Origin of the sequence: Saccharopolyspora oryzae (assembly GCF_027853915.1) — a bacterium.
Taxonomy (GTDB): Bacteria; Actinomycetota; Actinomycetes; order Mycobacteriales; family Pseudonocardiaceae; genus Saccharopolyspora; species Saccharopolyspora oryzae.
Genome location: NZ_JAQGLA010000012.1, coordinates 133,340 through 159,131 on the forward strand (window position 1 = coordinate 133,340; position 25,792 = coordinate 159,131).

Consider the following 25,792-nt stretch of genomic DNA (forward strand, 5'->3'; position numbering starts at 1 on the left):
GGAGGGCGGGCCCGGCGGAACCCCAACAGAACGAGGATCTGATGAACGACGCGCGGATCGACCGCATCGACACCGTTCTGCTCGACATCCCGCTCATCCAGGTCACCCCGCTCGCACAACACCCCGCCGACCTGGCAGCGCAGCCATGACCGCCGCGACGACCTCCCGCGCACGGCTGTGGCGCGGCCTCGGCGACATCCCCGCCGGACGGGGCCCGTGCGTGACCACGCTCGGCGTCTTCGACGGCGTCCACCGCGGACACGCGCACCTGATCGGCCACGCCGTCCGGCGCGGACGCGCGCTCGGACTGCCCGCGGTGATGGTCACTTTCGACCCGCATCCGGCACGAGTGGTCGGCGCGCCGCGCGACACGGCGGCGCTGACCACCGTCGAGTGGCGCGCCGAGCTGGCCTGCGATCTCGGCGTGGACGCGGTGCTAGTGCTGCCGTTCACCCGCGGATTCGCGCAACTTCCGCCGGCGAGCTTCGTCGAGCAGGTGCTCGCCAGCGGTCTGCGAACCGCTGCTGTCGTCGTGGGCGCCAACTTCACGTTCGGCCACCGGGGCAGCGGCACCACGGCCACGCTGCACGAACTCGGCGCCGATCACGGCTTCACGGCCCACGAAGTTCCCCTGGTGCAAGCGGGAGAAGCACCGCACTCCTCCACGCGGATCCGGGAGTGCCTGCGCCGCGGCGACGTCCGGGCCGCAGCACGCGCGCTGGGCAGGCCCCACCGCATCGACGGGCACGTCAGCGGCGGAATGCTCCGCGCCGCAGCAGGAACCGCGATTCCTGCGGAGGGGCGCTACTCCGCCAGAACCGGCAACGGGCAGGCCGTCGACGTCGAGGTGCGCGCGGGGGAGCACGTCGCGCTTCCCGGCATGCCGTCCGGTCCCGCGAGCATCGAATTCCTCGCCCGCCTGAGCTGCTGATCGACAGCCGCCTTGGTCGGTCGAGGGGGCTGGGACATCACTCGTTCGGGTTGTCCGGGATGGCTCGGGTGGGTTTGCCGGGGCGTTGACGTGCGGGTTCGGCGAGGTGAACTCCCTCGCTCCGACGTCGATCGAGGGGCGTGTTTATTTGACTCGTTCCAGAAAAGCTGATAGCTGTTGGACGTGCCGTCCGCTGCCGAGCGACCCGGCTTCGGGTTGCCGTGCTCGTGATGGTCTCGGAGCATCCGCATGCGGGCGCCGACGCTGTTGCGACCGCTGAGGCAGCAGCCCCGACTGCTTCGGCTGCACCGGGCGAACGACTGACTGAAGACCCCACCGAGGAGCGAGTTTTGACTGAGAACAACCAGAAACCGTTGACCACGGTGGCCGGTGCCCCGGTCCCGGACAACCAGAACTCCCTGACCGCCGGTCCGCGCGGCCCGATGCTGCTGCAGGACGTCTGGTTCCTGGAGAAGCTGGCGCACTTCGACCGCGAGGTCATCCCGGAGCGGCGGATGCACGCGAAGGGTTCGGGCGCGTTCGGCACCTTCACGGTGACCAACGACATCACCCAGTACACCAGCGCGAAGATCTTCTCCGAGGTCGGCAAGAAGACCGACCTGTTCGTCCGGTTCTCCACCGTCGCCGGTGAGCGCGGTGCGGCCGACGCCGAGCGCGACATCCGCGGCTTCGCCGTGAAGTTCTACACCGAAGAGGGCAACTGGGACCTCGTCGGCAACAACACCCCGGTGTTCTTCTTCCGCGACCCGCTGAAGTTCCCGGACCTTAACCACGCGGTGAAGCGCGACCCGCGCACCAACATGCGCAACGCCGAGAACAACTGGGACTTCTGGACGAACCTGCCCGAGGCGCTGCACCAGGTCACCATCGTGATGTCCGACCGCGGCATCCCGGCGTCCTACCGCCACATGCACGGCTTCGGCTCGCACACCTACAGCTTCATCAACGCCGAGGGCGAGCGGTTCTGGGTCAAGTTCCACCACCGCACCCAGCAGGGCATCAAGAACCTGACCGACGCCGAGGCCGAGGCCCTGGTCGGCAAGGACCGCGAGTCGCACCAGCGCGACCTGTACGAGTCGATCGAGAACGGCGACTTCCCGAAGTGGAAGCTGTACGTGCAGATCATGCCGGAGGCCGACGCGGAGAACTACCGCTTCCACCCCTTCGACCTGACCAAGGTCTGGTCGAAGAAGGACTACCCGCTGATCGAGGTCGGCGAGTGGGAGCTCAACCGCAACCCGGAGAACTACCACGCCGAGGTCGAGCAGGCCGCCTTCAACCCGGCCAACGTGGTCCCGGGCATCAGCTTCTCCCCGGACCGGATGCTGCAGGGCCGGCTGTTCTCCTACGGTGACGCACAGCGCTACCGCCTGGGCGTGAACCACCACCAGATCCCGGTCAACGCGCCGAAGAACCCGGTGAACTCGTTCCACCGCGACGGCGCCATGCGGATCAACCAGGGCGGCACCCCGGCCATCGAGCCGAACTCCTACGGCCGCTGGCAGGAGCAGCCGGCGTACCGCGACCCGGCCCAGGCCGTGGGCGCCGTCGCCGACCGGTTCAACTACCGCGAGGACGACGACAACTACTACGAGCAGCCGGGCAACCTGTTCCGCAGCATGTCGGCGGAGCAGCAGCAGGTGCTGTTCGAGAACACCGCGCGGGCCATCGACGGTGCCTCCGAGGCCACCAAGGAGCGCCACATCGCCAACTGCACGAAGGCCGACCCGGCCTACGGCGAGGGCGTGCGCAAGGCCATCGAGGCGCTCGCCGCGGGCGAGCTCTGAGAACTTTTATAGAACTCGTTTTGCGTGGCGGTGCGGGTAGCGAAGTCAGGCGCTGAGAGCCTGTCGGACGACCCAGTAGCGGGGCGGCGGTCGCTTTGGCGGCCGCCGCCCCGATCCTTGTTCTGACCAGGAGGACTCATGAGCGGACTCACCCCGGAGCAGGTCCAGCGCGTCGTGGAGCTGGCGATGGACCTGGCGCGCGAAGGGCGGACCGAGCAGCTCTTGGAGTTCGTCGACCACGGCCTGCCGGTCAACACGACGGACGAAGCGGGCAACAGCCTGCTCATGCTCGCGGCCTACCACGGCCACGCCGGCACTGTGCGCGCGCTGCTCGACCGCGACGCCGATCCGGACCTGCGCAACGACCGCGACCAGTCGCCCATCGCGGGAGCGCTGTTCAAGGGTGAAGAAGAGGTCGTGCGGGTGCTCCGCGAAGCGGGCGCCGACCTCGATGCGGGCACGCCCAGCGCCCGCGCCGCGGCCACCATGTTCGGCCGCGAACACCTCCTCGGCTGAGCCGTGCCCTTCCCCGCAGGTCGGGGACCCTCCTGCCGCCAGCGAAAGAAAATCTTTCGCCTTCACGCAGTCTTGTCGGAAAGATGTTGCTTCTTCTCGCAACCCTGATGTAATTCTTGTTGACAAGTGATGCGTGACACGGCGTCCGGGAGGCCGAAGATGACCGCTCAGCACGAGACCGTTCGCGACGTGGCACCGACTGGCGTACCCGCGCCGCGCGAGGCGGGGACCGACGTCGTGGAGGCCCTGAAAGCGCAGGTCACCGGCGACCTGATGAACATCGTCGTGGACCTCGACGCGGGCGATGGCTGCAAGCTGCGCGACGCGCGCGACGGCACCGAGTACCTCGACCTGACGATGTTCTTCAGCTCGGCGCCGCTCGGGCACGGCCACCCCGGCCTGCGGACCTCCGAGTTCGAGGCCGCGCTGGTGCGCGCCAGCCGGGTGAAGCCGTCCAACCCGGACTTCGCCACGTTCGAGCAAGCCCGCTTCGCCGAGACGTTCCGGCGCGTGGTCGGCATCGACGAGCTGCCGCTGCTGTTCTTCATCGACGGCGGCACCCTCGCCGTGGAGAACGCGCTGAAGGTGGCCTTCGACTGGAAGACGAAGGTCAACGCGCGCAAGGGGATCGGCGTGCGCGGCTCCCGCGTGCTGCACCTGGAGAAGGCCTTCCACGGCCGCAGCGGCTACACGATGTCGCTGACCAACACCGACCCGACGAAGATCCGCGACTACCCGATGTTCGACTGGCCGCGCATCCCCAGCCCGGCGATCGAACCGGGGGAGCGCTGGGACAGCGCCGAACTGCTGCCCGAGGAAGTGGTGGCCCTCGACGCCGCGCGCGCCGCCGTGCAGCGCTACGGCCGGGAGATCGCCTGCTTCGTCTACGAGCCGATCCAGGGCGAGGGCGGCGACCGCCACCTGCGCCCCCAGTTCCTGCAGGCGGTGCAGGCGCTGTGCCGGGAGAACGACGTGCTCACCGTCGCCGACGAGGTGCAGACCGGCATGCTGACCGGTCAGGCGTGGGCCCACCAGGCGCTCGGCCTCGAACCGGACCTGGTGGCGTTCGGCAAGCGCCTCCAGGTGTGCGGCGTGATGGGCGGGCGCCGGGTCCTGGAGATCGCCGACAACGCGTTCCGCGAGCCCAGCCGGATCAGCTCCACCTGGGGCGGCTCCCTGGTCGACATGGTCCGCGCGACCCGCATCCTCGAGGTCGTCGAGGCCGAGGGGCTGCTCGAGCACAGCCGCCAGATGGGCGAGCTGCTGCTCGGCGAGCTGCGCGACCTGGCGGCGGAGTTCCCGTCGCTGGTCAAGGCCCCGCGCGGCCGCGGCCTGATGTGCGCGATCACCTTCCACGACCCGGCCCAGCGGGACCGGGCCCTGGCGATCGCCCGGGACAGCTACAAGACGCTGTTCCTCCCGTCCGGTCCGGACTCCCTGCGCGCCCGCCCGCCGCTCTCGGCCCGCCCGGAGGAGCTGGTCGAGGCGGTCGCGGCACTCCGCAAGACCCTCGCCGACCTCGCCTGACCGCAGCGAGTGCGGGGCGCCTCGGCCGAGGCGCCCCGCACCGTCAGATCCAGCCCTCCTGCCAGGCCTTTCGGGCGGCTTCGTGCCGGGTCGAGACGCCCAGCTTCGTCATCGCCGAGGAGAGGTAGTTGCGAACCGTGCCCGGGGCGAGGTGGACCGCCGTCGCGATGGTGGCGATCGTGCCGCCCTGCAGGGTGTGGGTGAGCAGTTCCAGCTCCCGGTCGGTGAGCGGGCAGGCGTCGCTGGTGAGCGCGCTGGCCGCGATCTCCGGGTCGATGTAGCGACCGCCGTCGTGCACGTCGCGCAGGATCACCGCCAACCGCGATGCGGGCGTCGTCTTGGGGACGAAACCGCGGATCCCCGCCTGCAGGGCGCGTTTCAGGACGCCGGGGCGCGCGTGCCGGGTGACCAGCACGACCGGCACCTCCGCGCCGATCTGGCGGGCGGCCTGCACGCCGTCGAGCTCGGGCATCTCCAGGTCGAACACCGCGACGTCCGGCGCGTGCTCGCGCACCGCGCGGACCCCCTCCGATCCGTTGCTGCACTGGGTGACGACGGACAGGTCCGGTTCCAGGTCCAGCAGCGCCGCGAGGGCACCTCGGATCAGGTCCTCGTCGTCGGCCAGCACCACTCGGATCACGACGTCCTCCCCGGTTCCGCGGCGGTTCCGCGCAGTTCGAACCAATCGTCCACCAGCCTCGCCTCGACGTGACCGCCCATCGCGCTGAACCGCTGGCGCAACCCGTCGATGCCCGAACCCGCCTCTCCGTTCGGCGGTTTCACGCGGTCGTTGCGCAGCACGATGCTGGTGCGCGCACCCTCGACGGCGATGCTGAGCCGGCAGTTCTCCGCGCGCGAGTGGCGCAGGACGTTCGTCGTGCCCTCGCGCACCAGCGCGCCGAACAGCGGTTGCAGCGGTGGCGGCACCGCCGTCGCGTCACCGTCCACAGTGGTCTTGGCCCCGGCGGCTTCCAGGATCTCGCGGGCGTTGTCGAGCTCGGCGGTCAGCTTGCTGCCGCGGTAACCGTGCACCACGTCGCGGGTGTCCTTCAGCGCGGTGCGGGCGAGTTCGGCGATCTCGGCGGCCTGTGCGCGCGCCGCCGCGTCGTCGTGGCCGACCAGGCGCTCGGTCAGCTCGCCCTTCAACGCGATCACCTGCAGGTGGTGGCCCTGGATGTCGTGCAGGTCGGCGGCGAACCGGAGCCGCTCGTTGGCGACCGCCAGCTCGGCGCTGACCGTCCGCGCCCGGTCGAGCTCGAGCACGATGTCCCAGAACCACACCGCGGCCAGCACCAGCGACATCACGATGGACACCAGGACGGCGGTGAAGACGCCGGGAATCAGCCCGCGCAGCGGGTCGCCCGGCGAACTCGCGAACGTGCCGATCACCGCCACCGCCAGCGCGGTGCCGATCGCCAGCGGCCAGCGCAGCCGGTACGGCGCGGCCGAGACGTGCACCCCGGCCAGGCCGCTGACCACCATCGACCACAGCGCACCGCTGCCGTCCTTGTGCATCGTGTAGGCCATCGCGGCCATCGCGGCGGCGAACACCACGACGTGCACCACCGGGCGGTGCTTCCCGTGCCCGAGGCCCTGCATGAGGCTGGTGGCCATCCACGTGCCGTCGATCGCGGCCAGCACCGCGACCACCGCAAGCAGCACCACCTCGACGGTGCTGTAGCGGCCCTTCGAAGCTCCGACCAGCAGGAGGAGCAGCGGGGCCAGCACGTAGAACGGCTGCATCGGCACGATCGACCACCACGTGTACCGGCGCAGGCGCCGGATGCGGCGGGGGTCGAACTCGGGGGTCGTCACGGGTACAGCATCGGACATTCCCGGCGATCGGCCGATCGAAATGACATGAGTCATCGATTTCGCTGACAGAACTGCGCCCGAGCGCTGACGGAACGCGCTACCGGCGCACTTCCGGCCCGGCGACGCTGGTTCCCATGACGACACCAGTGATCAGCGTGCAGGGCTTGCGCTGCCGCTACGGCGAGTTCGAGGCAGTCCGGGGGATCGACTTCGACGTGCAGGCCGGTGAGCTGTTCGCCCTGCTCGGCACGAACGGCGCCGGCAAGACGACCACGCTGGAGACCATCGAAGGGCACCGGGAGCCGAGCGGCGGAGTCGTGCGGGTCTTCGGGGAGGACCCGCGGCAGGACCGCTCGATCCGCCGCCGCATCGGCATCATGCTGCAGGAAGGCGGTTTCGCCGGGGACCTCACGGTGCTCGAAGCGGCGGAACTGGGCAGCGCGCTGACCAGTCGCCCGTCCGATGTGGACGAATCGCTGGCCGCGGTCGGGCTGGCCGGGCGGCGCGCGGTGCGCGTCCGGCAGCTCTCCGGCGGCGAGCGCCGTCGCCTCGACCTGGCGCTCGCCCTGCTCGGCGACCCGGACCTGCTGTTCCTCGACGAGCCGACCACCGGGATGGACCCGGAATCCCGCCGCGCCACCTGGGACCTGGTGCGCGGACTGCTCGCGCGCGGCACCACCGTCCTGCTGACCACGCACTACCTCGAAGAGGCCGAACGGCTCGCGCACCGACTGGCCATCATGCACGAGGGGCGGATCGCGGTGTCCGGTCGGCTGGTCGACGTGCTGGCCGCGCACCGCGCGCGGATCACCTTCGACGTCCAGCGCGACGCGGTGCTGCCACCGCTGGCCGGGACGGCGACCGTGACCGGCACGCACGTCGAGGTCCGCACCCCCGACCTGCAACAGGACCTGCACGCACTGCTGTCGTGGGCGGACGGCCGGCTCGAGCTGAGCGGTCTGCGCGCGCACCACGCATCGCTGGAGGACGTCTTCCAGGGCGTTCGTGAGGAGGCACTGGTCGCATGACTTCGGCTGTTCTCGCCCTCGGGCGCACGGAGTGGAAGCTGCTGTCGCGGAACAAGGCCGTGCTGCTCAGCGCGACGACCGTGCCGCTGCTGCTCGGATTCGCGTTGGCCAACCACATCCCCGACGGCGCGGGCCCGCTCGCCTGGGCCGGAGCGCTGGGCATGCAGCTGCTGGCCGTCCAGGGCTTCACCGTCTACTTCACCACGACCGCGACCCTGGCCAGCCGCCGCGAGGACCGCTACCTCAAGCGGCTGCGCAGCGGAGAGGTGTCGGACGCGGTGGTCTTGGGCGGGCTGCTGCTACCGGTGGTCCTGCTGGGACTCGCTCAAACCGCGGTGGTGATCGCCATCGCCTTCGCCATGGGCGCCCCGACACCGGTCAACCCGCTCCCGCTGGTGCTGGCCGTGCTGCTCGGGACCGCGATGTTCCTGGCAGCGGGCGCGGCCACCAGCGCCTGGACCGCGAGCTCGGAACAGGCGCAGATCACCACCATGCCCTGGTTCATGGTGCTGATCGGCGGAGCGGTGTGGCTGTCGATGAGCGCCGAGGTCGCGCCGCAGATGTACCTCGTGCCCAGCAGCGGCGTGATGGACCTGGCGCGCGCGGCGATGACCGGCGCAAGCGCGCTGGACGTCCTCCCGGCCCTCGGCTCCCTCCTGGGCTGGACGGCCCTGCTGGCGCTGCTCTCCCGCACCTGGTTCCGCTGGGAACCCCGCGCTTGAGCGGCAGCCGGTTTCGCGAGCTCGGGGGTCTCGCGAAACCGGCCCTCAGCGCCAGGAGGGGAGCCAGAGCTCCGCTTGCCAGTGCTCCGGGGTGATCGGGTCGCCGTTGAGGACCGGCCAGAGCCAGATGAAGTTCGCGACCACCAGGCCCACGTACAGGGCCACCGCGAGCAGGCCGGTCCGGCGCCGTTCGAAGTTGTGCTGCCGGGTGCCGAGGACCTCGCCCAGCACCAGCACGATGCCCAGGACCAGGAACGGGGCCAGCGGCGTCGCGTAGAAGTAGTACATCTGGCGGTCCAGGTTGAGGAACCACGGCAGGTAGCCCGCGCCGTAGCCCACCAGCACCGCGGCGTAGCGCCAGTCCATCCGGCTCGTCGCCCGCCAGACCGCCCAGCCCGCGACCGGCAGCGACAGCCACCACATCGCCGGCGTGCCGATCAGCATCGTCGCCTCGACGCAGTTGGCCCGGCCGCAGCCCGGCATCCCGGACTCGTAGTAGTAGAGCATCGGGCGCATGCCCATCGGCCACGCCCACGGCTTGGACTCCCACGGGTGCGGCGTCTTCGGCGTCACCAGGTGGGTGTGGAAGTCCAGCACGTTGAGCTGGTAGAAGATCAGCGACCGCAGCGGATCCGGCAGGAACCCGGCGCCGACGTCGTCGTGGAGGAGCACGGCGTGCCGGTCGGTGGCCGTCTCGCTGGCGAACCACATCGCCCAGGTGCCGAAGTACACCAGCAGCGGGATCGCCACCAGCGACCACAGCGCGGGCGCGGTGTCGCGCAGCAGCGCGGCCCGCCACGGGCGCGGCACCCCGGCCGAACGCCGGGCCAGCGCATCCCAGATCACGCTGAGCAGGCCGAACGCCATGATGTAGTAGATGCCGTTCCACTTGACGCCGCAGGCCAGCCCGAGCATCAGCCCCGCGCCGAACCGCCACCAGCGGAACCCCAGCCGCGGACCCCAGCGGCTGTCGGCCAGCCTGCCGTCCACGCAGACCTGCCACATCCGGCTGCGCACCTGGTCGCGGTCCACCAGCAGGCAAGCGAACGCGGCCAGCAGGAACATCGCCTGGAAGATGTCGAGCATCCCGACGCGGGACTGCACGTGGCTGACCCCGTCGCAGATCAGCAGGATGCCGGCGATCGCGCCGAGCATCGTGGAGCGCGTCATCCGGCGGGCGATGCGCACGACCAGCAGCACCATCAGCGCGCCGCTCAGCGCGGCCACGATCCGCCAGCCCCACGGGTTGTAGCCCAGCAGCCACTCGCCGATCGCGATCATCTGCTTGCCGACCGGCGGGTGCGCGACGAGCTCGTAACCGGGGTTGTCCTCGTAGCCGCCGTTGCGCAGCATCTGCCACGCCTGCGGCACGTAGTGCTTCTCGTCGAAGACCGGCGTGCCCTCGTTGGTCGCCCGGCCGAGATCCCACAGCCGCACGACCACGGCGACCAGCGTGATCGCGAGGGTGACGAGCCAGCCGCGGAGCCGGTCGGAGGGCATCGTCACGTCCAGCAGCGGGAGCGGATCGCTCTCGCCCGGTTGCCGCGCCGGTGGTGTGCGGCCGACGTGGACGAGGTCGTCGGCGCTGCGGCCACCGGGATTGGGGACGAGGACGCTCACGACCCCCGATCGTAGGAGACAAGAGCTCCTCCCGGTCCGGCGACGGGGCAGGTCGCTCGTACCGGGGGCTCGCAGTTTCAATTGAAACTGCGATTTCCCGTGCCTGGGTTCCGCAGTTTCAATTGAAACTGCGGTCCACGGGCGTGTCGTCGGCCCGACATGCCGGGGCGCGTCGGGGTGATGACCGGCGGGGAGCCGGGGTGCTGTCGTCATTAGGCTTGGCGGTCATGGACTCCGGCACGTTGCTGCTCGCCGCCACGCCCCTCGGGGACATCCGCGACGCCTCCGCGCGGCTGATCGAGGCGCTCGGCTCGGCCGACGTCGTCGCCGCCGAGGACACCCGCAGGGTCCGGGCGCTGGCCAGCTCCCTCGAAGTCGCGTTGACCGGCAAGGTCGTCAGCTACTACGAGGCCGTCGAGTCCGCACGAGCCCCGATGCTGCTCGACGCTCTGCGCGAGGGACGCACGGTCCTGCTTGTCACCGACGCCGGCATGCCCAGCGTGTCCGACCCCGGGTACCGGCTGGTGACGGCGTGCATCGAGGCGCAGCTGCCGGTGACCTGCCTGCCGGGGCCGTCCGCGGTCACCACCGCGCTGGCGGTGTCCGGGCTGCCGTCCGACCGCTTCTGCTTCGACGGCTTCCCGCCGCGCAAGCAGGGGGAGCGGCGGCGCTGGTTCGGCCGGCTGGTCGCGGAAGAGCGGACCTGCGTGTTCTTCGAAGCGCCGCACCGGCTCGCCGACGCGCTGGCCGACGCCGTGGAGGTGCTCGGCGGGGAGCGGCGCGCGGCGGTGTGCCGCGAGCTGACCAAGACCTACGAGGAGATCCGCCGCGGCACCCTCGCGGAGCTGGCGGACTGGGCCGCCGAAGGCGTCCGCGGGGAGATCACCGTGGTGCTCGGCGGAGCCGAGCCGGCGGCGCCGTCGGACCCGGCGGAGCTGGTGGACCAGGTGGAGCAGCGCGCAGCGGAAGGCATGCGCCTGAAGGACGCGGTGGCGGAGGTCGCGGAGCTCTCGGGCGTCCGGAAGAAGGAGCTCTACGACGCGGTCCTAGCCGCCCGCCGCTGACCCACCGTGGTCCGCAAATTCAATGGAAATCGGACCTCCGATTTCCATTGCATTTGCGTCGGGGGACGAGCTAGGGGCGGTCGTCCGGGGTGAGGAGGGCCAGGGCCGGGGCGGCTTTGGCGAGGACTTCGCGCCATTCGAGGTTCGGGTCCGAGTCGGCGGTGATCCCGCCGCCGACGCCCAGGTGGAACAGTCCGTCGGCGTGTTCCAGGGTTCGGATGGCCACGTTGAGCTCCAGGCCCGCGACCGGCGAGAACATGCCGACCGCGCCGCAGTAGACGTCGCGCGGCTGCGACTCCAGCTCGGCGATGATCTCCAGCGCCCGCACCTTCGGCGCACCCGTCACCGAGGCGGGCGGGAACGTCGCCGCCAGCAGCTCCGAGTTCGGCAGGTCTTCGGGGACTTCCGCCCGCACGTCCGAAACCAGGTGCCACACGCCCGGGTGCGGTTGCACGTCCAGCAGCCGCGGCACGGTGACCCGCCCGACCTCGGCGACGCGGCCCAGGTCGTTGCGCGCCATGTCCACGATCATCACGTTCTCCGCGATGTCCTTCGCGGACGAACGCAGCAGGTCGGCGTTGCCGTCGTCCTGCGGGCCGCGGCGCGGCAGCGTGCCCTTGATCGGGCTGGAGTGCACCACGCGCCCGCGCCGGGTCAGGAACAGCTCGGGGGACAGCGACGCGATCGCGCCCCACCGCCCGGCCACGTACGCCGCCCGCGCCGGCCGGAAACGCGAACTGCCCTCGGCGAACACCTCCAGCGGATCGCCCTCGAACGGCACCTCGAAGCGGCTGCAGATGTTGGCCTGGAAGATCTCGCCCGCGCCGATCGCCTCGACGCAGCCCAGAACGGCCTTGCCGTGCTCGTCGGGATCCGGGCCCCGCACCGGCCCGGCCGTCCACCCGGCAGGCGGCGGGTCCTCCGCGCGGACCAGGTCGGCGAGCTCGGCGATCAGCTCGGGCGGAACCCCGCCCAGCGCCTCGAACCACCACTGCCCGCTCGAGTCGCGTCGGAGCACGTGATCGGCCCACCCCCACGCGGCCGTCGGCAGCCGGCGGGGGTGCAGGTGCTGGCCGGGATCGGTGAGCCCGTAACCGAGGTAGCCGATCCAGCCGCCGCCGACCGTGCCGGGCTCGGCGGACGTCGCAGCGGTGTCCAACGTCGTGAAGGCGCGCTCGGGCGGGACGGCGTCGATCCGCACCGACGGTGCGAGGACGGCGGAGCCGCCGAACCAGTCGCCGGTCAGCGCGGCGGGCGGAGGCAGTCCGCGGCGGCGCGCGCGAACCGCGAGACGGCGCAGCACCTGCTCGGCGCTCGCCGTCCCGTCGATCGGCTGGGTGAGGACGGGCACGGCGCCAGTATGGCCCTGCCCGACATCAAGGCCCACGGCCGCCAACAGCCTTCCTTGCCTGCGGAAACATCATTTCCGCGTACGGTGTCGGCATGGTGCGCGTGTTGGGTGCGACGAGGCTCACCCGGATCACCGGCGAGGATTCGGTCAACCGCACCGCCAGCCGGTTCGGGATCACCGCGACTGACCTGGGGATCTTGTGGGACGACGGGCGGGGCGGGGTGCTGGTCGCGTTCGGCGACACCTACGGCGAGGGCTGGGGCGGGCACGGCGCCGGGCCCAAGCACGCCGACTGGCGGTTCAACGTCATCGCCCGGTCCACCAACACCGATCTCGACGCCGGGCTGAAGTTCGACTGGGTCTTCCCGCGCGATGACGGAACCGCTGGTCAGTGCCTGCCCGGCGACCCCGGCTGCCGCGAGCACACCGTCATCCCGACCGCCGGCATCGCCGTCGGCGGCCGCAACTACCTGCACTACATGTCCGTGCGCCGCTGGGGGATGCCGGGCGTGTGGCACACCAACTACGGCGCGCTGGCCTACTCCGACGACGGCGGGCTGACCTGGGCGAAGTCGACGACGGCGGTCTGGCCGAACCGCGGCCAGCGCTGGTGGAGCCGCTTGCGGCGGCGGAACCCGGGCGGCCACCCGTTCCAGATGATCGGCTTCGCCGGGGTCGTGGACGGCCGCGTGCACCTCCTCGGCACGCCGAGCGGGCGGTTCGGCGCCGGGCACCTGGCCCGCGTCGACGCCGACGGCCTGCTGGAACCGGCGGCGTACGAGTACTGGACCGGCACCGGCTGGAGCAGCGACGCGTACGCCGCCGAACCGGTGCTCAGCGCCCCGGTCGCAGAGCTGTCCGTGCAGTTCAACAGCCACTTCGGGGAGTGGTTCGCGGTCCACCTGGACGAGCACCGCGCGGCGATCGTGCTGCGCACGGCCCCGGAGCTGACCGGCCCGTGGACCGACGGCGAGGTCCTCGTCTCCGGCGCCCAGTACCCCGCCCTCTACGGCGGCTACCAGCACCCGTGGTCCGCCGACGGCCCGGCGATCCACTTCACCCTGACCCAGTGGGGTCCCTACAACGTCGACCTCTTCCGCGCCGACCTCGCCTGACCCGCCCCGGCGCGCGTACGGGTGAACTCGGCGGTCGATCAGGCGCGTCGCGTCACCTCGGCGATCCGAGTCCGTTGTGTTTCGGAAAACGCCCCGCGACGAGGTGAGGTCGGAACATGCGGATCAGAGGTGTCCTGGCCGGACTGGCGGCGCTGCTCGCGGTCACGGCGACCCCGGCGGCTGCCGCGCCAGCCAACGTCGAGCCCGCCCCGCCCGGCGTCAACGACTGGAGCTGCCAGCCCAGCGAGCAGCACCCGACGCCCGTGGTGCTGGTGCACGGCCTCGGCGGATCCGCCCCGACGAACTGGGCGTACCTGGGGCCGAAGCTGGTCGACGAGGGCTACTGCGTGTTCGCGCTGACCTACGGACGCCCACCGCTGGTGCCGCCGCTCACCGGCGGCTTCTCGCCGATGGAGGAGAGCGCCCCCGAGCTCGCGGCCTTCGTGGACGAGGTGCTGGCCGCGACCGGTGCGGAGAAGGTCGACCTGGTCGGCCACTCCGAGGGGACCGTGATGCCGCAGTACTACCTGAAGTTCCTCGGCGGCGCCGACGAGGTTCAGCGCTACGTCGCGATCACCCCGCTCTACGACGGCACCACGCTGCAGAACACCACCGAGCTGCTCGACCGGATCGCCGAGGAGATCCCGGTCGTCGGCCAGATCCCGGACGAGCTGTGCGGCGCGTGCCGGCAGTTCTTCAAGGGCTCCGACTTCATGCAGAAGCTCAACGAGGGCGGCGCGGCGGTCCCGGGCGTCGAGTACACGACGATCATGACGAAGTACGACCAGCTGGTCACCCCGTACACCAGCGGCTACCTCGACGCCCCCAACGCGACCAACACCGTCCTCCAGGACGTCTGCCCGAACGACTACTCCGAACACGTCGCGGTCGCCTTCAACCCCCACGTCGCCGACCTCGTCCTGAACGCCCTGGATCCGGCCAACGCCCGCCCGGTCCGCTGCTGACCTGATCGCGCGGGCGGAACCAGGAACCCGTTCGAGGTCACACCTGCTCGAACCGTAGGCTGGTCGCTATGAGTGCCTCTGTGTTGACCGCTGTGGCTTGGCCCTACGCCAACGGTCCGCGGCACATCGGCCACGTCTCCGGCTTCGGTGTGCCCTCGGACGTCTTCTCGCGCTACCAGCGAATGGCGGGCAACCAGGTCCTCATGGTGTCCGGCACGGACGAGCACGGCACCCCGATCTCGGTGCAGGCCGAGAACGAAGGCCTGACCACGCGTCAGCTCGCGGACAAGTACAACCGGGTCATCGCCGAGGACCTGCAGGGCCTCGGGCTGTCCTACGACCTGTTCACCCGCACCACCACGGGCAACCACTACGAGGTCGTCCAGCAGATCTTCCTCGCGCTGCACCGCAACGGCTACGTGCTGCCCAAGACCACGACCGGCGCGATCAGCCCGTCCACCGGCCGCACGCTGCCCGACCGCTACATCGAGGGCACCTGCCCGATCTGCGGTTACGACGGCGCGCGCGGCGACCAGTGCGACAACTGCGGCAACCAGCTCGACCCGGCCGACCTGATCAACCCGGTGTCGCGGATCAACGGCGAGAAGCCGGAGTTCGTCGAGACCGAGCACCTGTTCCTGGACCTGCCCGCCTTCACCGAGTCGCTGGGCAAGTGGCTGTCGACCCGCACCGGCTGGCGGCCCAACGTGCTCAAGTTCGCGCAGAACCTGGTCGAGGACATGCGGCCGCGCGCGATCAGCCGCGACCTGGACTGGGGCGTGCCGATCCCGCTGGACGGCTGGCGCGACCAGCCGATGAAGCGGTTCTACGTGTGGTTCGACGCGGTGATCGGCTACTTGTCGGCCAGCGTCGAGTGGGCCCGCCGGACCGGTGACGCCGACGCCTGGAAGCAGTGGTGGACCGACCCGTCGGCCAAGGGCTACTACTTCATGGGCAAGGACAACATCACCTTCCACGCCCAGATCTGGCCGACGCTGCTGATGGGCCACAACGGCCAGGGCGACAAGGGCGGCACGCCCGGCCCGTTCGGCGAGCTGAACCTGCCGGACGAGATCGTCTCCAGCGAGTTCCTCACCATGAGCGGGTCGAAGTTCTCCACCTCCCGCGGCACGGTGATCTACGTGCGGGACTTCCTGCGCGAGTTCGGCCCGGACACCCTGCGCTACTTCATCTCGGTGGCCGGCCCTGAGAACCAGGACACCGACTTCACCTGGGACGAGTTCGTCCGCCGCACCAACTTCGAGCTGGCCAACGAGTGGGGCAACCTGGTCAACCGCTCCATCTCGATGGCCGCGAAGAACAACGGCGCGGTGCCCGCCCCGACCGCCCCGCAGGCGGCCGACCAGGAGCTGAAGACGTTGTCCCGCAACGCTTTCGAGACGGTCGGCAAGCACCTGGAGCAGTCCCGGTTCAAGGCCGCTTCGCAGGAGGCGATGCGGGTGGTCTCGGCCGCGAACAAGTACCTGTCCGACCAGGAGCCGTGGAAGCTCAAGGAGGACCCGGACCGGCGCGACGCCGTCCTGCACACCGCGCTGCAGGTGGTCTCCGACGCCAACACGCTGCTCACCCCGTTCCTGCCGCACTCGGCGCAGAAGGTGCACGAGCTGCTGGGCGGCACCGGGGTCTGGGCGGCGCAGCCGGAGATCCGCGAGGTGCAGGACCTGGACGACGCGAGCATCGAGTACCCGGTGCTGATGGGCGAGTACGCGGCCGAGCAGGCGAAGTGGGAGTCCACCGACATCGAGGTGGGCCGCCCGCTGAACAAGCCGACGCCGCTGTTCGCCAAGCTCGACCCGAAGCTCGGCGAGACGGGCCCCGAGTGGGCCCCGATCGAGAGCTGATCCGTCTTGTCGAGGGGCATCCGCGGCCGATCGGTCGCGGGTGCCCCTCACCCGTGCTGAACGACCGGAACTCGCGGTCGACGACCTGGGTGCCGCCGGTATTGGGAGGGGTGCGATGAGCAAGCGGGACCGGAAGCGGGAGCTGCCGCCGGTGCCGGAGGCGTTGCCGGCGCTCGCGGTGGACGCCCACACCCACCTGGACGCCTGCGGCGCGAAGACGCCCGACGAGGTGCGGGCCATTGTGGACCGCGCCGAGTCCGCGGGCATCGGCCGGGTCGTGACGGTCGCCGACGACATCGCCTCCGCCCAGTGGGCGGTCGAGGCGGCCACCTGGGACGACCGGGTTTTCGCCGCCGTCGCGCTGCACCCGACCCGCACCAAGGACTTCGCCGATGCGGAGCGCGGCGTGCTGGAGGAGCTCGTCGAGCACCCGCGGGTGGTCGCGGTCGGCGAGACCGGCCTCGACTACTACTGGGACTACTCGCCGCCGGAGCCGCAGCAGGAGGCGTTCCGCTGGCACATCGACCTGGCCAAGCGCAGCGGCAAGCCGCTGATGATCCACGACCGCGACGCGCACCAGGACATCCTGCGGATCCTCGAGGAGGAGGGAGCGCCGGAGAAGGTGGTGTTCCACTGCTTCTCCGGGGACGCCGACTTCGCGCGCGCGTGCGTGCGCGCGGGGTACGTGCTGTCGTTCGCCGGCACCGCGACCTTCCGCAACGCCAACGCCAAGGGCTTGCGCGAGGCGGCTCAGCTGGTGCCGCTGGAGCAGATGGTGGTGGAGACCGACGCGCCGTTCCTGACCCCGCACCCCTTCCGGGGACAGCCGAACGAGCCGTACTGCGTCAATTACACCTTGCGGGATCTTGCCGAACTCCGTGGCATGACACTGGAAGAACTCGTCGTAGCGACCACCGCCACGGCCGAGCGGCTCTTCGCGCTCGATCCGGTGTAACCCGGGGCCGCATCCGTTCACCGGCAGTTTCTTGATATTGGGCGTTCGACCGCGCCCGCTTGCAGTCCGCTGCGCCCTCCTTACCGTCCACTTCGGAAGCCGGGATGGAGGGCATCCCCCGAACTCCGCCGCTGCTAGGCGGAGGCCCTCCTGCCCGGAGGCACAGCAGTCAGGATTGCGATGAAGTTCCGTATTTTCGCGAAGTCGACCGCGGCTGCGGCCATCGTGCTCTCCGGCGCGGTGACGGGCGCGGCGGTGTCGCCGAGCACTGCCGAGGCCGCCGGAGTCTGGGACCGGCTGGCGCAGTGCGAGTCCGGTGGCAACTGGGCGATCAACTCCGGGAACGGCTACTACGGCGGCCTGCAGTTCAACCGCTCGACCTGGCGGGCCTACGGCGGCGAGCAGTTCCAGCGCTTGCCGCACCTGGCGACGCGAGAGCAGCAGATCGCCATCGCCGAGTCCTTGCGCGCGGATCGAGGTGGCTACTCGGCTTGGCCCGCCTGCGCGCGCAAGTTGGGACTGCCGAGATGAGGGGAACGACTCGCCCTGGGACGTAGAGATCCCACGGTGAGGGGAGGGGAGCCCGGCTCGAGCACGCAGCGCGCTCGAGCCGGGCTCGTGTCGTCTTCTCGCCACGGAGGCCGGAAAACGGCCGTTTTGCTGCGCTAACAGTCGGCGTCGGGCCCGTGTGATATGTCACCAGAACGCCTTCGCTAACCAGTTAACGCACCTGCTTCGGTACCTCCGAACGGGGCAAATTCGGGCGATTTAGCTAACTGATCGTGGTTGGTTGCCCGGCAAACCGGCGTAACCCAGATCACAGCGGCGAGCGGGGTTCTTGGCTGCACCCATTGATCACGCTAGAGTCTCGGCCTCGTAACCGATGACAACCAGTCATGGGGAACGCCCGTTAGTCTCGCCGGTGTACGTCGGGGAAGCGGGCCGGAGCACAGGACGCCCCGGTCGGCTGGACGGCAGTTGGCTTGCGGGAGTCGGATACAGACACGAAGCACGAAGGTTGTGCGCCTGCCGGGAGTGAGGAGTTGAGCGAAGACATGGTCTCGCCCGACGCGATCCTCGTCCCGCACCAGCGCGACTTCCGCCTTCGGGAGGTAGCGACCCTGTGAACGGACGCGGCGAACCCAGCTATCCCGGTCATCGGACCGAGGGTTACTGGGCCGATTCCTTCGACTCTGCGACGGACTGGTTCACCCCGGTGGGCCCGGCCGAGCAGCACACCGCCGTCGGCCTGCTGGAGCGGCCCGACGACGCGTACCCGGCCTACCCGGCCGAGGACCACCCCAGCTTCCCGCCGGGTGCTCTGGACATCACCCCGGCGGACATCTACGAGGCCCTCGGACCCGACGCCGAGGACATGCTCGCCACCGCCGAGATCGACGTCGACGAGGTCATCCGGCTGATCAACGCCGAGACCACCGTCCTGCCGCCCCTGGTCATCCCGGACGCGCTCCCGGAGGCCGAGGAGAGCGAGGCTCCGCCCGCGGAGGTCGTCGAAGCGGTCACCACCTGGAAGCGGCGCTTCCTCAAGGGTGCGGTGGCCGGCGTGCTGCTCACCCTCACCGGCACCGGCGGCGCGGCCGCCGCGATGGACAAGTCGGTGACCGTCGAGGTCGACGGGCACGAGACCACCGTCAACACCTTCGACAGCACCGTCGGCGAGGTCCTCGCCGAAGAGGGCATCGCGGTCGGCCCGCACGACGCGCTGAGCCCGTCCCCGCAGGCCAAGGTCGGCCACGGCGACACCATCACCCTCGACCGCGGTCGCCTGCTCAAGCTCAACGTGGACGGCGAGATCCGCGAGGAGTGGGTCCGCTCGGTCACCGTCGGGCAGGCGCTGCAGCAGCTCGGCGTGCCCACCGACGGCGCCTGGCTGTCCGCCGACCGCGGCATGGCTGTGCCCTCGGACGGCATGGAGCTGGTCATCAAGACCAGCAAGGACATCACCGTCATCGACGGCGCCAACGAGCCGCGCAAGATCACCACGACCGCCGCGAACATCGACGAGCTGGTCAAGGAGCAGAACCTCAAGCTCGGCGCCGAGGACACCATCACGCCCGGCGGCGACCAGCGGCTGGTCAGCGGTGCCGAGGTCAGCATCGTGCGCAACAGCAGCACGGTGATCAACGTGACGATGCCCGTCGAGCCGCCGGTCCGCGAGATCGTCGACAACTCGATGTTCAAGGGCGAGGAGCGGGTCGAGTTCCCCGGCGTGCCCGGTGAGAAGATCGTGACCACCCGCGTGACCACTCGCAACGGCGAAGAGGTCAACCGCGAGACGGTCGGCGAGAAGGTCACCAAGGAAGCGCAGGAGAAGGTCGTGCGCGTCGGCGGCAAGCAGCCGCCGAGCAGCGCCAGCGGTGTCTGGGACAAGCTCGCGCAGTGCGAGGCGACCGGCAACTGGGCCATGAACAGCGGCAACGGCTACTACGGCGGCCTGCAGTTCGACAAGTCCACCTGGGACGCCTACGGCGGCGACCAGTACGCCCCGTACCCGCACCAGGCCAGCCGCGACCAGCAGATCGCGATCGCGGAGAAGGTCCGCGCAGCCCGCGGCGGCAGCTACGGCGCCTGGCCCGGCTGCTCCTCCAAGCTCGGCCTGAGCTGACTCCTCCCGTGAAGGGCACCTCCAGAAGCCTGGAGGTGCCCTTCACGGCGTTCGGCACCTGCTCGGGGTGGTGGTGGGGGGTGCGGGTAGTTTTTGACTGTGGACGACCAGCAGGCGGCGCTGCTCGGCCCGGCCGACGTGCGTCGGCTGGCCGGGGAGTTGGGCATTCGACCGACGAAGAAGCTCGGGCAGAACTTCGTGCACGACCCGAACACGGTGCGGCGCATCGTGTCCTCGGCGTCGGTCACCGCTGACGACGTCGCCCTGGAGGTCGGGCCCGGGCTCGGCTCGCTGACGCTCGCGCTGCTGCCGGCCGCTGGTGCGGTGACCGCGGTCGAGATCGATCCGGTGCTCGCTGCGCGGTTGCCGCGCACCGCCGAGGAGTTCGCGCCGGGGTTGGCCGACCGGCTTACCGTGATCGAGGCCGACGCGCTGCGCGTGCGTGCTGAGGACTTCCCCGTGCCGCCGACCGCGCTCGTCGCGAACCTGCCCTACAACGTGGCCGTTCCGGTCGTGCTGCACCTGCTGGCGGAGCTGCCGAGCCTGCAGCACGGGCTGGTCATGGTGCAGGCCGAGGTCGCCGACCGGATGTCCGCGGAACCCGGCAGCCGGGTTTACGGCGTGCCGAGCGTCAAGGCCGCCTGGTACGCCGACGTGCGGCGGGCGGGTCCGGTGCCGCGCAAGGTGTTCTGGCCGGTGCCCAATGTGGACTCCGGGCTGGTGTCGTTCCGGCGCGTCGACCCGCCGTCGACCGCGCGGCGCGAGGACGTCTTCCGCGTCGTGGACGCGGCGTTCGCCCAGCGGCGCAAGACGTTGCGCAGCGCGCTGTCCGGCTGGGCCGGTTCCGCGGCGCGCGCGGAGGCCCTGCTGCGCGCTGCCGGCGTCGAGCCGACGGCTCGCGGGGAGCAGCTGCAGATCGCTGATTTCGCTCGCATCGCGGAAGCCGCGGCTGCCGACGGCGCTGCCTGATCCACCCGTCTGGGCGCTTGCCAAGCGGAACCGGGCCGCTACTCCGGGTCACCCGCATCCCTTGATGTCCAGGGGTTTCCTGCTCGTCCGGGTGTGTGATTTGGCGAACGATTCCAGAAAGTGACGACTATCAACTTGCGCTGGAATCCGCCAGTGGGTTCTACTATTCGGGAAATCCATCCCGAGCGGCCGAGAGACCTGGCTCCGCGACGCCGCAGCAACCACCCGATGGGCAGGTGCTAACGCCAGGACCGATGGAGTAGCTGTGGATTCCAACGCGCTGTTAGCCAGTCCGCCTGCGGGTGACACCCCCGTGCTGCTGGCCGGATCGTCGTCGCAAAGCCACATCCGGAGGCTGCTGACGCAGCGTCGCGTCATCGACCACGGGCGACGCACCACCACCGCCTGTCGTCGCGCGATGTGACCCAGCCCCTTTCCTCCGTTTCCGAAGTTCCCTGGCCCGCTGCTCCCGCGGTGGAGCGCGGCCGTCGCGAGCTGATGTGGAGTCGATCGTGATCACAGTCGAGAACCTGACCAAGTCCTTCCAGAGCGGCAACGGGTCCGTGCGCGCCCTCAACGGCGTCACCATGGAGGTTCCGGCCGGCGCGGTGTGCGGTGTGGTCGGCCCGAGCGGTGCCGGCAAGTCGACGCTGGCGCGGTGCATCGCGCTGCTGGAGAAGCCGGACTCGGGCGCCATCCGGGTGGACGGCACCGACCTGGTTTCCCTGGACGGCCGTGCCCTGCGCGCCGCTCGCCGGCAGATCGGCGTTGTCCCGCAAGGGGATTCGCTGCTGCGCCAGCGCACAGCCGCGGGCAACGTCGCGCTGCCGCTGGAGGCGGCAGGCGTGTCCGGGCCGCAGCGGCGCACCCGCGTCGGCGAGCTGCTGGACCTCGTCGGCCTGTCCGACAAGGCTTCGGTCTACCCCGACCAGCTCTCCGGCGGGCAGCGGCAGCGGATCGCGGTCGCCCGGGCGCTGGCCGCCAAGCCGTCGGTCCTGCTGGCCGACGAACCGACTTCCGCGCTGGACCCCGGCACCACCGACTCGGTGCTGACCGTGTTGGACCGCGCCCGCGCCGAACTCGGCGTCACCGTCCTGGTGGTCACCCACGACATGGCCGTGGTGCGCAAGATCGCCGACGACGTCGCGGTGCTGGAGGACGGTCGCGTGGTGGAGCACGGCAAGGTGCTCGACCTCGTCTCCGAGCCCGGCAGCCGGGTCAGCTCCTCGCTGCTGCCCGCCACCGACCAGGCCGAGCCGCTGCGCCCGTCCGACGGCCGCCACGACGTGGTCGCCGAGGTCGTGCTGGTCGGCTTCGCCGCGGTCGGGGCACTGCTGCCGGAGGCGGCGAGCCGGTTCGGCGTGGAGCTGGCGATCCTCGGTGGCGGGCTGACCCGCCTCGGTGACACGCCGGTCGCCAAGTTCAAGGTCGGCCTGAGCGGTGAGCGCTCCGAGTCCGCCCTGAAGTGGATGGTCGAGCGGGACGCGCACGTGCGCCGCGCCCCGGTTTGTGTTGACGGAGTTGCTGCGTGAGTGATGTGACCCCCTGGTCGGAGGTCTTCTCGGTTCTCGGTGAAGCAACGCTCGGCACGCTCTACATGGTGTTGATCTCCACCCTGCTGGCAGTGCTGGGAGGCCTGCCGCTGGGAGTTCTGCTGCACCTGAGCTCGCCGGTCGGGCTGAACCCGAAGCCAGTGCTGTACCGGGTGCTCGGCGTCGTCGTCGACGTCGTGCGCTCGGTGCCGTTCGTGGTGCTGCTGGTGGTGCTGGCCTCCTTCACCCGGCTGCTGATCGGCACGTCGATCGGCAGCACCGCGGTGATCGTGCCGCTGACCATCGGTGCGGTGCCGTTCTTCGCGCGGTTGACGCAGAACGCGTTGCGCGAGGTCAGCTTCACCGTCGTGGAAGCGGCGATCACCACCGGCTCCAGCCGGTTGCGGATCGTGTGGACGGTGCTGCTCGGCGAGGCGCGGGCCGCGCTGGTCGGCGCCGTCGGCGTCACCGCGGTGGCGCTGATCGGCTACGCCGCGATGGCGGGCGCGATCGGCGGCGGTGGCCTGGGCACGACGGCGATCCAGGACGGCTACCAGGGGTACGACGACCGGCTGCTGTACGGCTCCGTCGTGGTGCTCGCGGTGCTGGCCTTCGCCATGCAGCTGATCACGGATCTCACGGCCAAGCTGGTCGACCGCCGCCGCGTCGCGGCCGGCTGATCCCCCCGGAACTTCACGGGTCCGAGGACCCGATTCCCCCTTCGTTCGGGACCTTTCCCGTTCTGCACGTCCAGAAAGGACAATCCCTGATGCGTTTGCGCTTCGCTGCCCTGGTGGCTGCCGCCGGTCTGGCGCTGACCGCGTGCGGTGGCACGTCCGCGGCCGAGGACCCCAACGCGCCCATCCGCGTCGGCGTCAACCCGACCCCGCACGGCGAGATCCTCGAGTACGTCAAGGACAACCTCGCCGAGAAGGCCGGGATCCAGATCGAGATCACCAAGTTCGACGACTACAACCGGCCCAACGAGGCGCTGACGCACGGCGAGCTGGACGCGAACTACTTCCAGCACCAGCCCTACCTCGACGAGTACCGCCAGCAGCGCGGCGGCGACTTCGCGTGGGTCGCGCCGGTGCACCTGGAGCCGCTCGCGGCGTACTCCAAGCAGTTCAAGTCGCTGAACGACATCCCGAACGGCGCGACCGTGACGCTGTCCAACGACCCGGCCAACCAGTTCCGCGGCCTGAAGCTGCTGGAGCAGGGCGGGCTGATCAAGCTCAAGCCGGAGGCCTCGGTCGGCACCCGGTTGGCGGACGCGATCGCGGAGAACCCGAAGAACATCGACTTCAAGGACCTGTCGCCGGACCAGCTGCCGCGCTCGGTCGACGACGCGGCCGCCGCGGTGGTCAACGGCAACTACGCGATCAAGGCCAACCTGAAGGACCCGGTCATCGTGGAGAGCCCGGAGAACAACCCGTACGCCAACGGCCTGGTGACCACCCCGGCGCTGGCGAAGGACCCGCGGATCGCGAAGCTGGCGGAGCTGCTGCGCTCCCCGGAGGTCAAGGACTTCATCAACAAGAAGTGGGGCGGCGTCGCCGTCATCCCGGCTTCCTGACCGGTCGCACAGCGGTGGAGGGCACCCTCCGGGCCACGGCCCGGTCGGTGCCCTCCACCGTTTCCGGCCTCGTGTGCAGGGAAGTAAGCGGTGGGGTTCCGGGGACACGTAGGCTTTAGCTGTGCTCTCCGTGGTTCCTACCCCCATCACCGTTCGCGTTCCGGCGAAGGTGAACCTGCACCTGTCGGTCGGCGATGCGAGGCCGGACGGCTACCACGAGCTGGTCACCGTCTTCCAAGCGTTGTCGATGACCGACGAGGTCACCGTGCTGGCGGCCGAGGAACCCGGCATCGACGTGCAGGGCGAGGGCGCCGACTCGGTGCCCACCGACGCCACCAACCTGGCCTGGAAGGCGGTGCGGCTGCTCGCCGAGCACAGCGGTCGGGACCCGGAGGAACCCGGCGTGCGGGTGTCGATCAACAAGGGCATCCCGGTCGCCGGCGGCATGGCCGGGGGCAGCGCTGACGCGGCCGCGACGCTGCTGGCGCTCAACCAGCTCTGGCGGCTCGAACTGGGGCGCGACGAGCTCAGCGAGTTCGCCGCGAAGCTGGGCAGCGACGTCCCGTTCTCCCTGCAGGGCGGCACCGCGCTGGGCACGGGCCGCGGCGAGCGGCTGGTGCCGGTGCTGGCCCGGCACACCTTCCACTGGGTGATCGCGCTCGACAAGGAAGGCCTGAGCACCCCCGCCGCGTACGGCGAGCTGGACCGGCTGCGGGCGGAGTCCCGGCCGAACCGCGTCGGCGAGGTCGAGCCGCTGCTGGAGGCGCTGGCCTCCGGAGATCCCCGCCAGCTCGCGCTGCTGCTGGGCAACGACCTGCAGGCCGCGGCGGTGTCGCTGCGCCCGGGTCTGCGCCGCACGCTGCGCGCGGGCGTGCAGGCGGGTGCGCTCGCGGGCATCGTCTCGGGCTCCGGTCCGACCTGCGCCTTCCTGTGCACGGACGCGGACGCCGCGGTGCGCGTGGCGGCGGAGCTCTCCGGCGCGGGCGTGTGCCGGACGGTCCGGGTGGCCCACGGCCCGGTGCCGGGCGCGAAGCTCGTGTCCGAGGAACCGGCCCACCGACCCACCCCGCCCCAGGTCCACGCCTAGGTGTCAGCCTGGCGGGTGATGCTCCGGGCGTCCCATTCCACAGTTTCAATTGAAACTGCGGAACCCAGGCACGGCGGATCACAGTTTCCATTGAAACTGTGGTCGACCCCTGACCACGCAACGCAGTTGATGGAGTAGACGATCACTCGATGGTGAACCTGGTCAATCTCGAATCGGTCCACAAGAGCTACGGCGTGCGCCCGCTGCTGGACGGCGTGTCCCTCGGCGTGTCCGCTGGCGAGCGGGTCGGGGTCGTCGGGCTCAACGGCGGCGGCAAGACAACGCTGCTCGAGGTGCTCGCCGGTCTCGCCGAACCGGACGACGGCCGGGTGAGCCAGTCGCGCGACCTGCGGATGGCCGTGGTCACGCAGCGCACCGAGCTCCCCGAGGACGCCACCGTGCGCAACGCCGTGCTCGACCCGCACGGCTTCACCGCCGAGCACGAGTGGGCCGCCGACGCGAAGGTCCGCTCGGTGCTCAGCGGGCTCGGCATGACCAGGCTCGGGCTGGACACCCCGGTCAAGGACTTCTCCGGTGGCGAGCGCCGCCGCGTCGCGCTGGCCGCCGCGCTGGTCCGCGACATCGACCTGCTGGTGCTGGACGAGCCGACCAACGACCTGGACATCGACACCCTCCAGCAGCTGGAGGACCTGCTCGACACCTGGCCGGGCACGCTGGTGGTCGTCTCGCACGACCGGTACCTGGTGGAGCGGGTGTGCGACA

The 25,792-nt window shown here is 70.5% G+C and carries 23 protein-coding genes, 1 pseudogene and 1 riboswitch; of the genes and pseudogenes, 20 read left to right on the forward strand and 4 right to left on the reverse strand.

The window, feature by feature from the left end; all coding sequences use genetic code 11:
* Positions 1-145 precede the first annotated feature (145 nt).
* The 4 genes from OU415_RS11385 (at position 146) to lat (ending at position 4,782) form a co-directional block, all read left to right on the forward strand.
* On the forward strand, positions 146-931 hold the full coding sequence (locus tag OU415_RS11385; protein WP_270948617.1) for a cytidyltransferase: 786 nt from the start codon (positions 146-148) through the stop codon (positions 929-931).
* A gap of 350 nt (positions 932-1,281) precedes the next feature.
* The gene (locus tag OU415_RS11390; RefSeq protein WP_270948618.1) at positions 1,282-2,739 is read left to right on the forward strand and encodes a catalase; all 1,458 of its coding nucleotides are present in this window, start codon (positions 1,282-1,284) and stop codon (positions 2,737-2,739) included.
* A gap of 138 nt (positions 2,740-2,877) precedes the next feature.
* Complete coding sequence (locus OU415_RS11395) at positions 2,878-3,255, forward strand: ankyrin repeat domain-containing protein (RefSeq protein ID WP_270948619.1); 378 nt, start codon at positions 2,878-2,880, stop codon at positions 3,253-3,255.
* Positions 3,256-3,414: 159 nt separating this feature from the next.
* Complete coding sequence (gene lat / locus OU415_RS11400) at positions 3,415-4,782, forward strand: L-lysine 6-transaminase (RefSeq protein WP_270948620.1); 1,368 nt, start codon at positions 3,415-3,417, stop codon at positions 4,780-4,782.
* A 43-nt stretch (positions 4,783-4,825) separates the two neighbouring features.
* Here lat and OU415_RS11405 read toward each other — a convergent pair whose 3' ends face one another.
* Together OU415_RS11405 and OU415_RS11410 are read right to left on the reverse strand one after the other, a co-directional pair.
* A complete protein-coding gene (locus tag OU415_RS11405; protein ID WP_270948621.1) occupies positions 4,826-5,422 on the reverse strand; it encodes a response regulator transcription factor in 597 nt (198 codons plus the stop codon).
* Complete coding sequence (locus OU415_RS11410) at positions 5,419-6,597, reverse strand: sensor histidine kinase (RefSeq protein ID WP_270948622.1); 1,179 nt, start codon at positions 6,595-6,597, stop codon at positions 5,419-5,421. The genes OU415_RS11405 and OU415_RS11410 overlap by 4 nt, the downstream gene beginning before the upstream one ends.
* Positions 6,598-6,731: 134 nt before the next feature.
* Here OU415_RS11410 and OU415_RS11415 point away from each other — a divergent pair, with 134 nt between their 5' ends.
* Complete coding sequence (locus OU415_RS11415; protein WP_270948623.1) at positions 6,732-7,625, forward strand: ABC transporter ATP-binding protein; 894 nt, start codon at positions 6,732-6,734, stop codon at positions 7,623-7,625.
* Complete coding sequence (locus OU415_RS11420; RefSeq protein ID WP_270948624.1) at positions 7,622-8,347, forward strand: ABC transporter permease; 726 nt, start codon at positions 7,622-7,624, stop codon at positions 8,345-8,347. Before OU415_RS11415 ends, OU415_RS11420 begins: the two co-directional genes overlap by 4 nt.
* A 45-nt stretch (positions 8,348-8,392) precedes the next feature.
* Here the strand turns inward: OU415_RS11420 and OU415_RS11425 are convergent, their stop codons facing one another.
* Positions 8,393-9,967 carry a dolichyl-phosphate-mannose--protein mannosyltransferase gene (locus OU415_RS11425; protein WP_408641837.1) on the reverse strand — a complete coding sequence of 525 codons (1,575 nt, stop codon included), beginning with the start codon at positions 9,965-9,967 and terminating at the stop codon, positions 8,393-8,395.
* Between the two features lie 227 nt (positions 9,968-10,194).
* On the opposite strand from OU415_RS11425, the gene rsmI reads away from it, so the two are divergent.
* Entirely contained in the window at positions 10,195-11,031 is an 837-nt protein-coding gene (gene rsmI, locus OU415_RS11430) for a 16S rRNA (cytidine(1402)-2'-O)-methyltransferase (RefSeq protein WP_270948647.1), read from the forward strand.
* A gap of 70 nt (positions 11,032-11,101) precedes the next feature.
* Here the strand turns inward: rsmI and OU415_RS11435 are convergent, their stop codons facing one another.
* On the reverse strand, positions 11,102-12,382 hold the full coding sequence (locus OU415_RS11435; protein WP_270948625.1) for an aminodeoxychorismate synthase component I: 1,281 nt from the start codon (positions 12,380-12,382) through the stop codon (positions 11,102-11,104).
* A gap of 92 nt (positions 12,383-12,474) precedes the next feature.
* On the opposite strand from OU415_RS11435, the gene OU415_RS11440 reads away from it, so the two are divergent.
* From OU415_RS11440 to OU415_RS11500, 13 genes and pseudogenes are all read left to right on the forward strand, one after another.
* Complete coding sequence (locus OU415_RS11440; RefSeq protein WP_270948626.1) at positions 12,475-13,497, forward strand: DUF4185 domain-containing protein; 1,023 nt, start codon at positions 12,475-12,477, stop codon at positions 13,495-13,497.
* A gap of 116 nt (positions 13,498-13,613) precedes the next feature.
* A complete protein-coding gene (locus tag OU415_RS11445) occupies positions 13,614-14,462 on the forward strand; it encodes a lipase family alpha/beta hydrolase (protein WP_270948627.1) in 849 nt (282 codons plus the stop codon).
* A gap of 68 nt (positions 14,463-14,530) precedes the next feature.
* On the forward strand, positions 14,531-16,324 hold the full coding sequence (metG, locus tag OU415_RS11450; protein ID WP_270948628.1) for a methionine--tRNA ligase: 1,794 nt from the start codon (positions 14,531-14,533) through the stop codon (positions 16,322-16,324).
* Between the two features lie 115 nt (positions 16,325-16,439).
* Complete coding sequence (locus tag OU415_RS11455) at positions 16,440-17,279, forward strand: TatD family hydrolase (protein ID WP_270948630.1); 840 nt, start codon at positions 16,440-16,442, stop codon at positions 17,277-17,279.
* A 285-nt stretch (positions 17,280-17,564) separates the two neighbouring features.
* Positions 17,565-17,810 (forward strand): annotated as a pseudogene (locus tag OU415_RS11460) (transglycosylase family protein); the annotation flags it as partial.
* A 592-nt stretch (positions 17,811-18,402) separates the two neighbouring features.
* Positions 18,403-19,905, forward strand: coding sequence for a resuscitation-promoting factor (locus tag OU415_RS11465; protein ID WP_270948632.1), 1,503 nt, complete (start codon positions 18,403-18,405; stop codon positions 19,903-19,905).
* A gap of 99 nt (positions 19,906-20,004) precedes the next feature.
* Complete coding sequence (gene rsmA / locus OU415_RS11470; RefSeq protein ID WP_270948633.1) at positions 20,005-20,874, forward strand: 16S rRNA (adenine(1518)-N(6)/adenine(1519)-N(6))-dimethyltransferase RsmA; 870 nt, start codon at positions 20,005-20,007, stop codon at positions 20,872-20,874.
* 173 nt (positions 20,875-21,047) lie between these two features.
* Positions 21,048-21,135, forward strand: a riboswitch (SAM riboswitch).
* Between the two features lie 4 nt (positions 21,136-21,139).
* Entirely contained in the window at positions 21,140-21,298 is a 159-nt protein-coding gene (locus OU415_RS11475) for a hypothetical protein (RefSeq protein ID WP_270948634.1), read from the forward strand.
* A gap of 88 nt (positions 21,299-21,386) precedes the next feature.
* Positions 21,387-22,406 (forward strand): methionine ABC transporter ATP-binding protein, encoded by a 1,020-nt coding sequence (locus OU415_RS11480; RefSeq protein WP_270948635.1) that lies wholly within the window; start codon positions 21,387-21,389, stop codon positions 22,404-22,406.
* Positions 22,403-23,086, forward strand: coding sequence for an ABC transporter permease subunit (locus tag OU415_RS11485; RefSeq protein ID WP_270948636.1), 684 nt, complete (start codon positions 22,403-22,405; stop codon positions 23,084-23,086). The genes OU415_RS11480 and OU415_RS11485 overlap by 4 nt, the downstream gene beginning before the upstream one ends.
* Before the next feature lie 89 nt (positions 23,087-23,175).
* The gene (locus OU415_RS11490) at positions 23,176-23,982 is read left to right on the forward strand and encodes a MetQ/NlpA family ABC transporter substrate-binding protein (RefSeq protein ID WP_270948637.1); all 807 of its coding nucleotides are present in this window, start codon (positions 23,176-23,178) and stop codon (positions 23,980-23,982) included.
* Positions 23,983-24,112: 130 nt separating this feature from the next.
* Positions 24,113-25,069, forward strand: a complete 957-nt coding sequence (locus OU415_RS11495) for a 4-(cytidine 5'-diphospho)-2-C-methyl-D-erythritol kinase (protein WP_270948648.1) — start codon at positions 24,113-24,115, stop codon at positions 25,067-25,069.
* A gap of 149 nt (positions 25,070-25,218) precedes the next feature.
* A partial coding sequence (locus OU415_RS11500; protein WP_270948638.1) for an ATP-binding cassette domain-containing protein occupies positions 25,219-25,792 on the forward strand: 574 nt, incomplete at its 3' end.

Coding starts and splice junctions, on each gene's coding strand:
- metG (WP_270948628.1), top strand. CDS start 14,531: ATGAGTGCCTCTGTGTTGACCGCTGTGGCTTGGCCCTACGCCAACGGT.
- OU415_RS11385 (WP_270948617.1), top strand. CDS start 146: ATGACCGCCGCGACGACCTCCCGCGCACGGCTGTGGCGCGGCCTCGGC.
- lat (WP_270948620.1), top strand. CDS start 3,415: ATGACCGCTCAGCACGAGACCGTTCGCGACGTGGCACCGACTGGCGTA.
- OU415_RS11395 (WP_270948619.1), top strand. CDS start 2,878: ATGAGCGGACTCACCCCGGAGCAGGTCCAGCGCGTCGTGGAGCTGGCG.
- OU415_RS11420 (WP_270948624.1), top strand. CDS start 7,622: ATGACTTCGGCTGTTCTCGCCCTCGGGCGCACGGAGTGGAAGCTGCTG.
- OU415_RS11415 (WP_270948623.1), top strand. CDS start 6,732: ATGACGACACCAGTGATCAGCGTGCAGGGCTTGCGCTGCCGCTACGGC.
- OU415_RS11440 (WP_270948626.1), top strand. CDS start 12,475: ATGGTGCGCGTGTTGGGTGCGACGAGGCTCACCCGGATCACCGGCGAG.
- OU415_RS11445 (WP_270948627.1), top strand. CDS start 13,614: ATGCGGATCAGAGGTGTCCTGGCCGGACTGGCGGCGCTGCTCGCGGTC.
- OU415_RS11490 (WP_270948637.1), top strand. CDS start 23,176: ATGCGTTTGCGCTTCGCTGCCCTGGTGGCTGCCGCCGGTCTGGCGCTG.
- rsmI (WP_270948647.1), top strand. CDS start 10,195: ATGGACTCCGGCACGTTGCTGCTCGCCGCCACGCCCCTCGGGGACATC.
- OU415_RS11455 (WP_270948630.1), top strand. CDS start 16,440: ATGAGCAAGCGGGACCGGAAGCGGGAGCTGCCGCCGGTGCCGGAGGCG.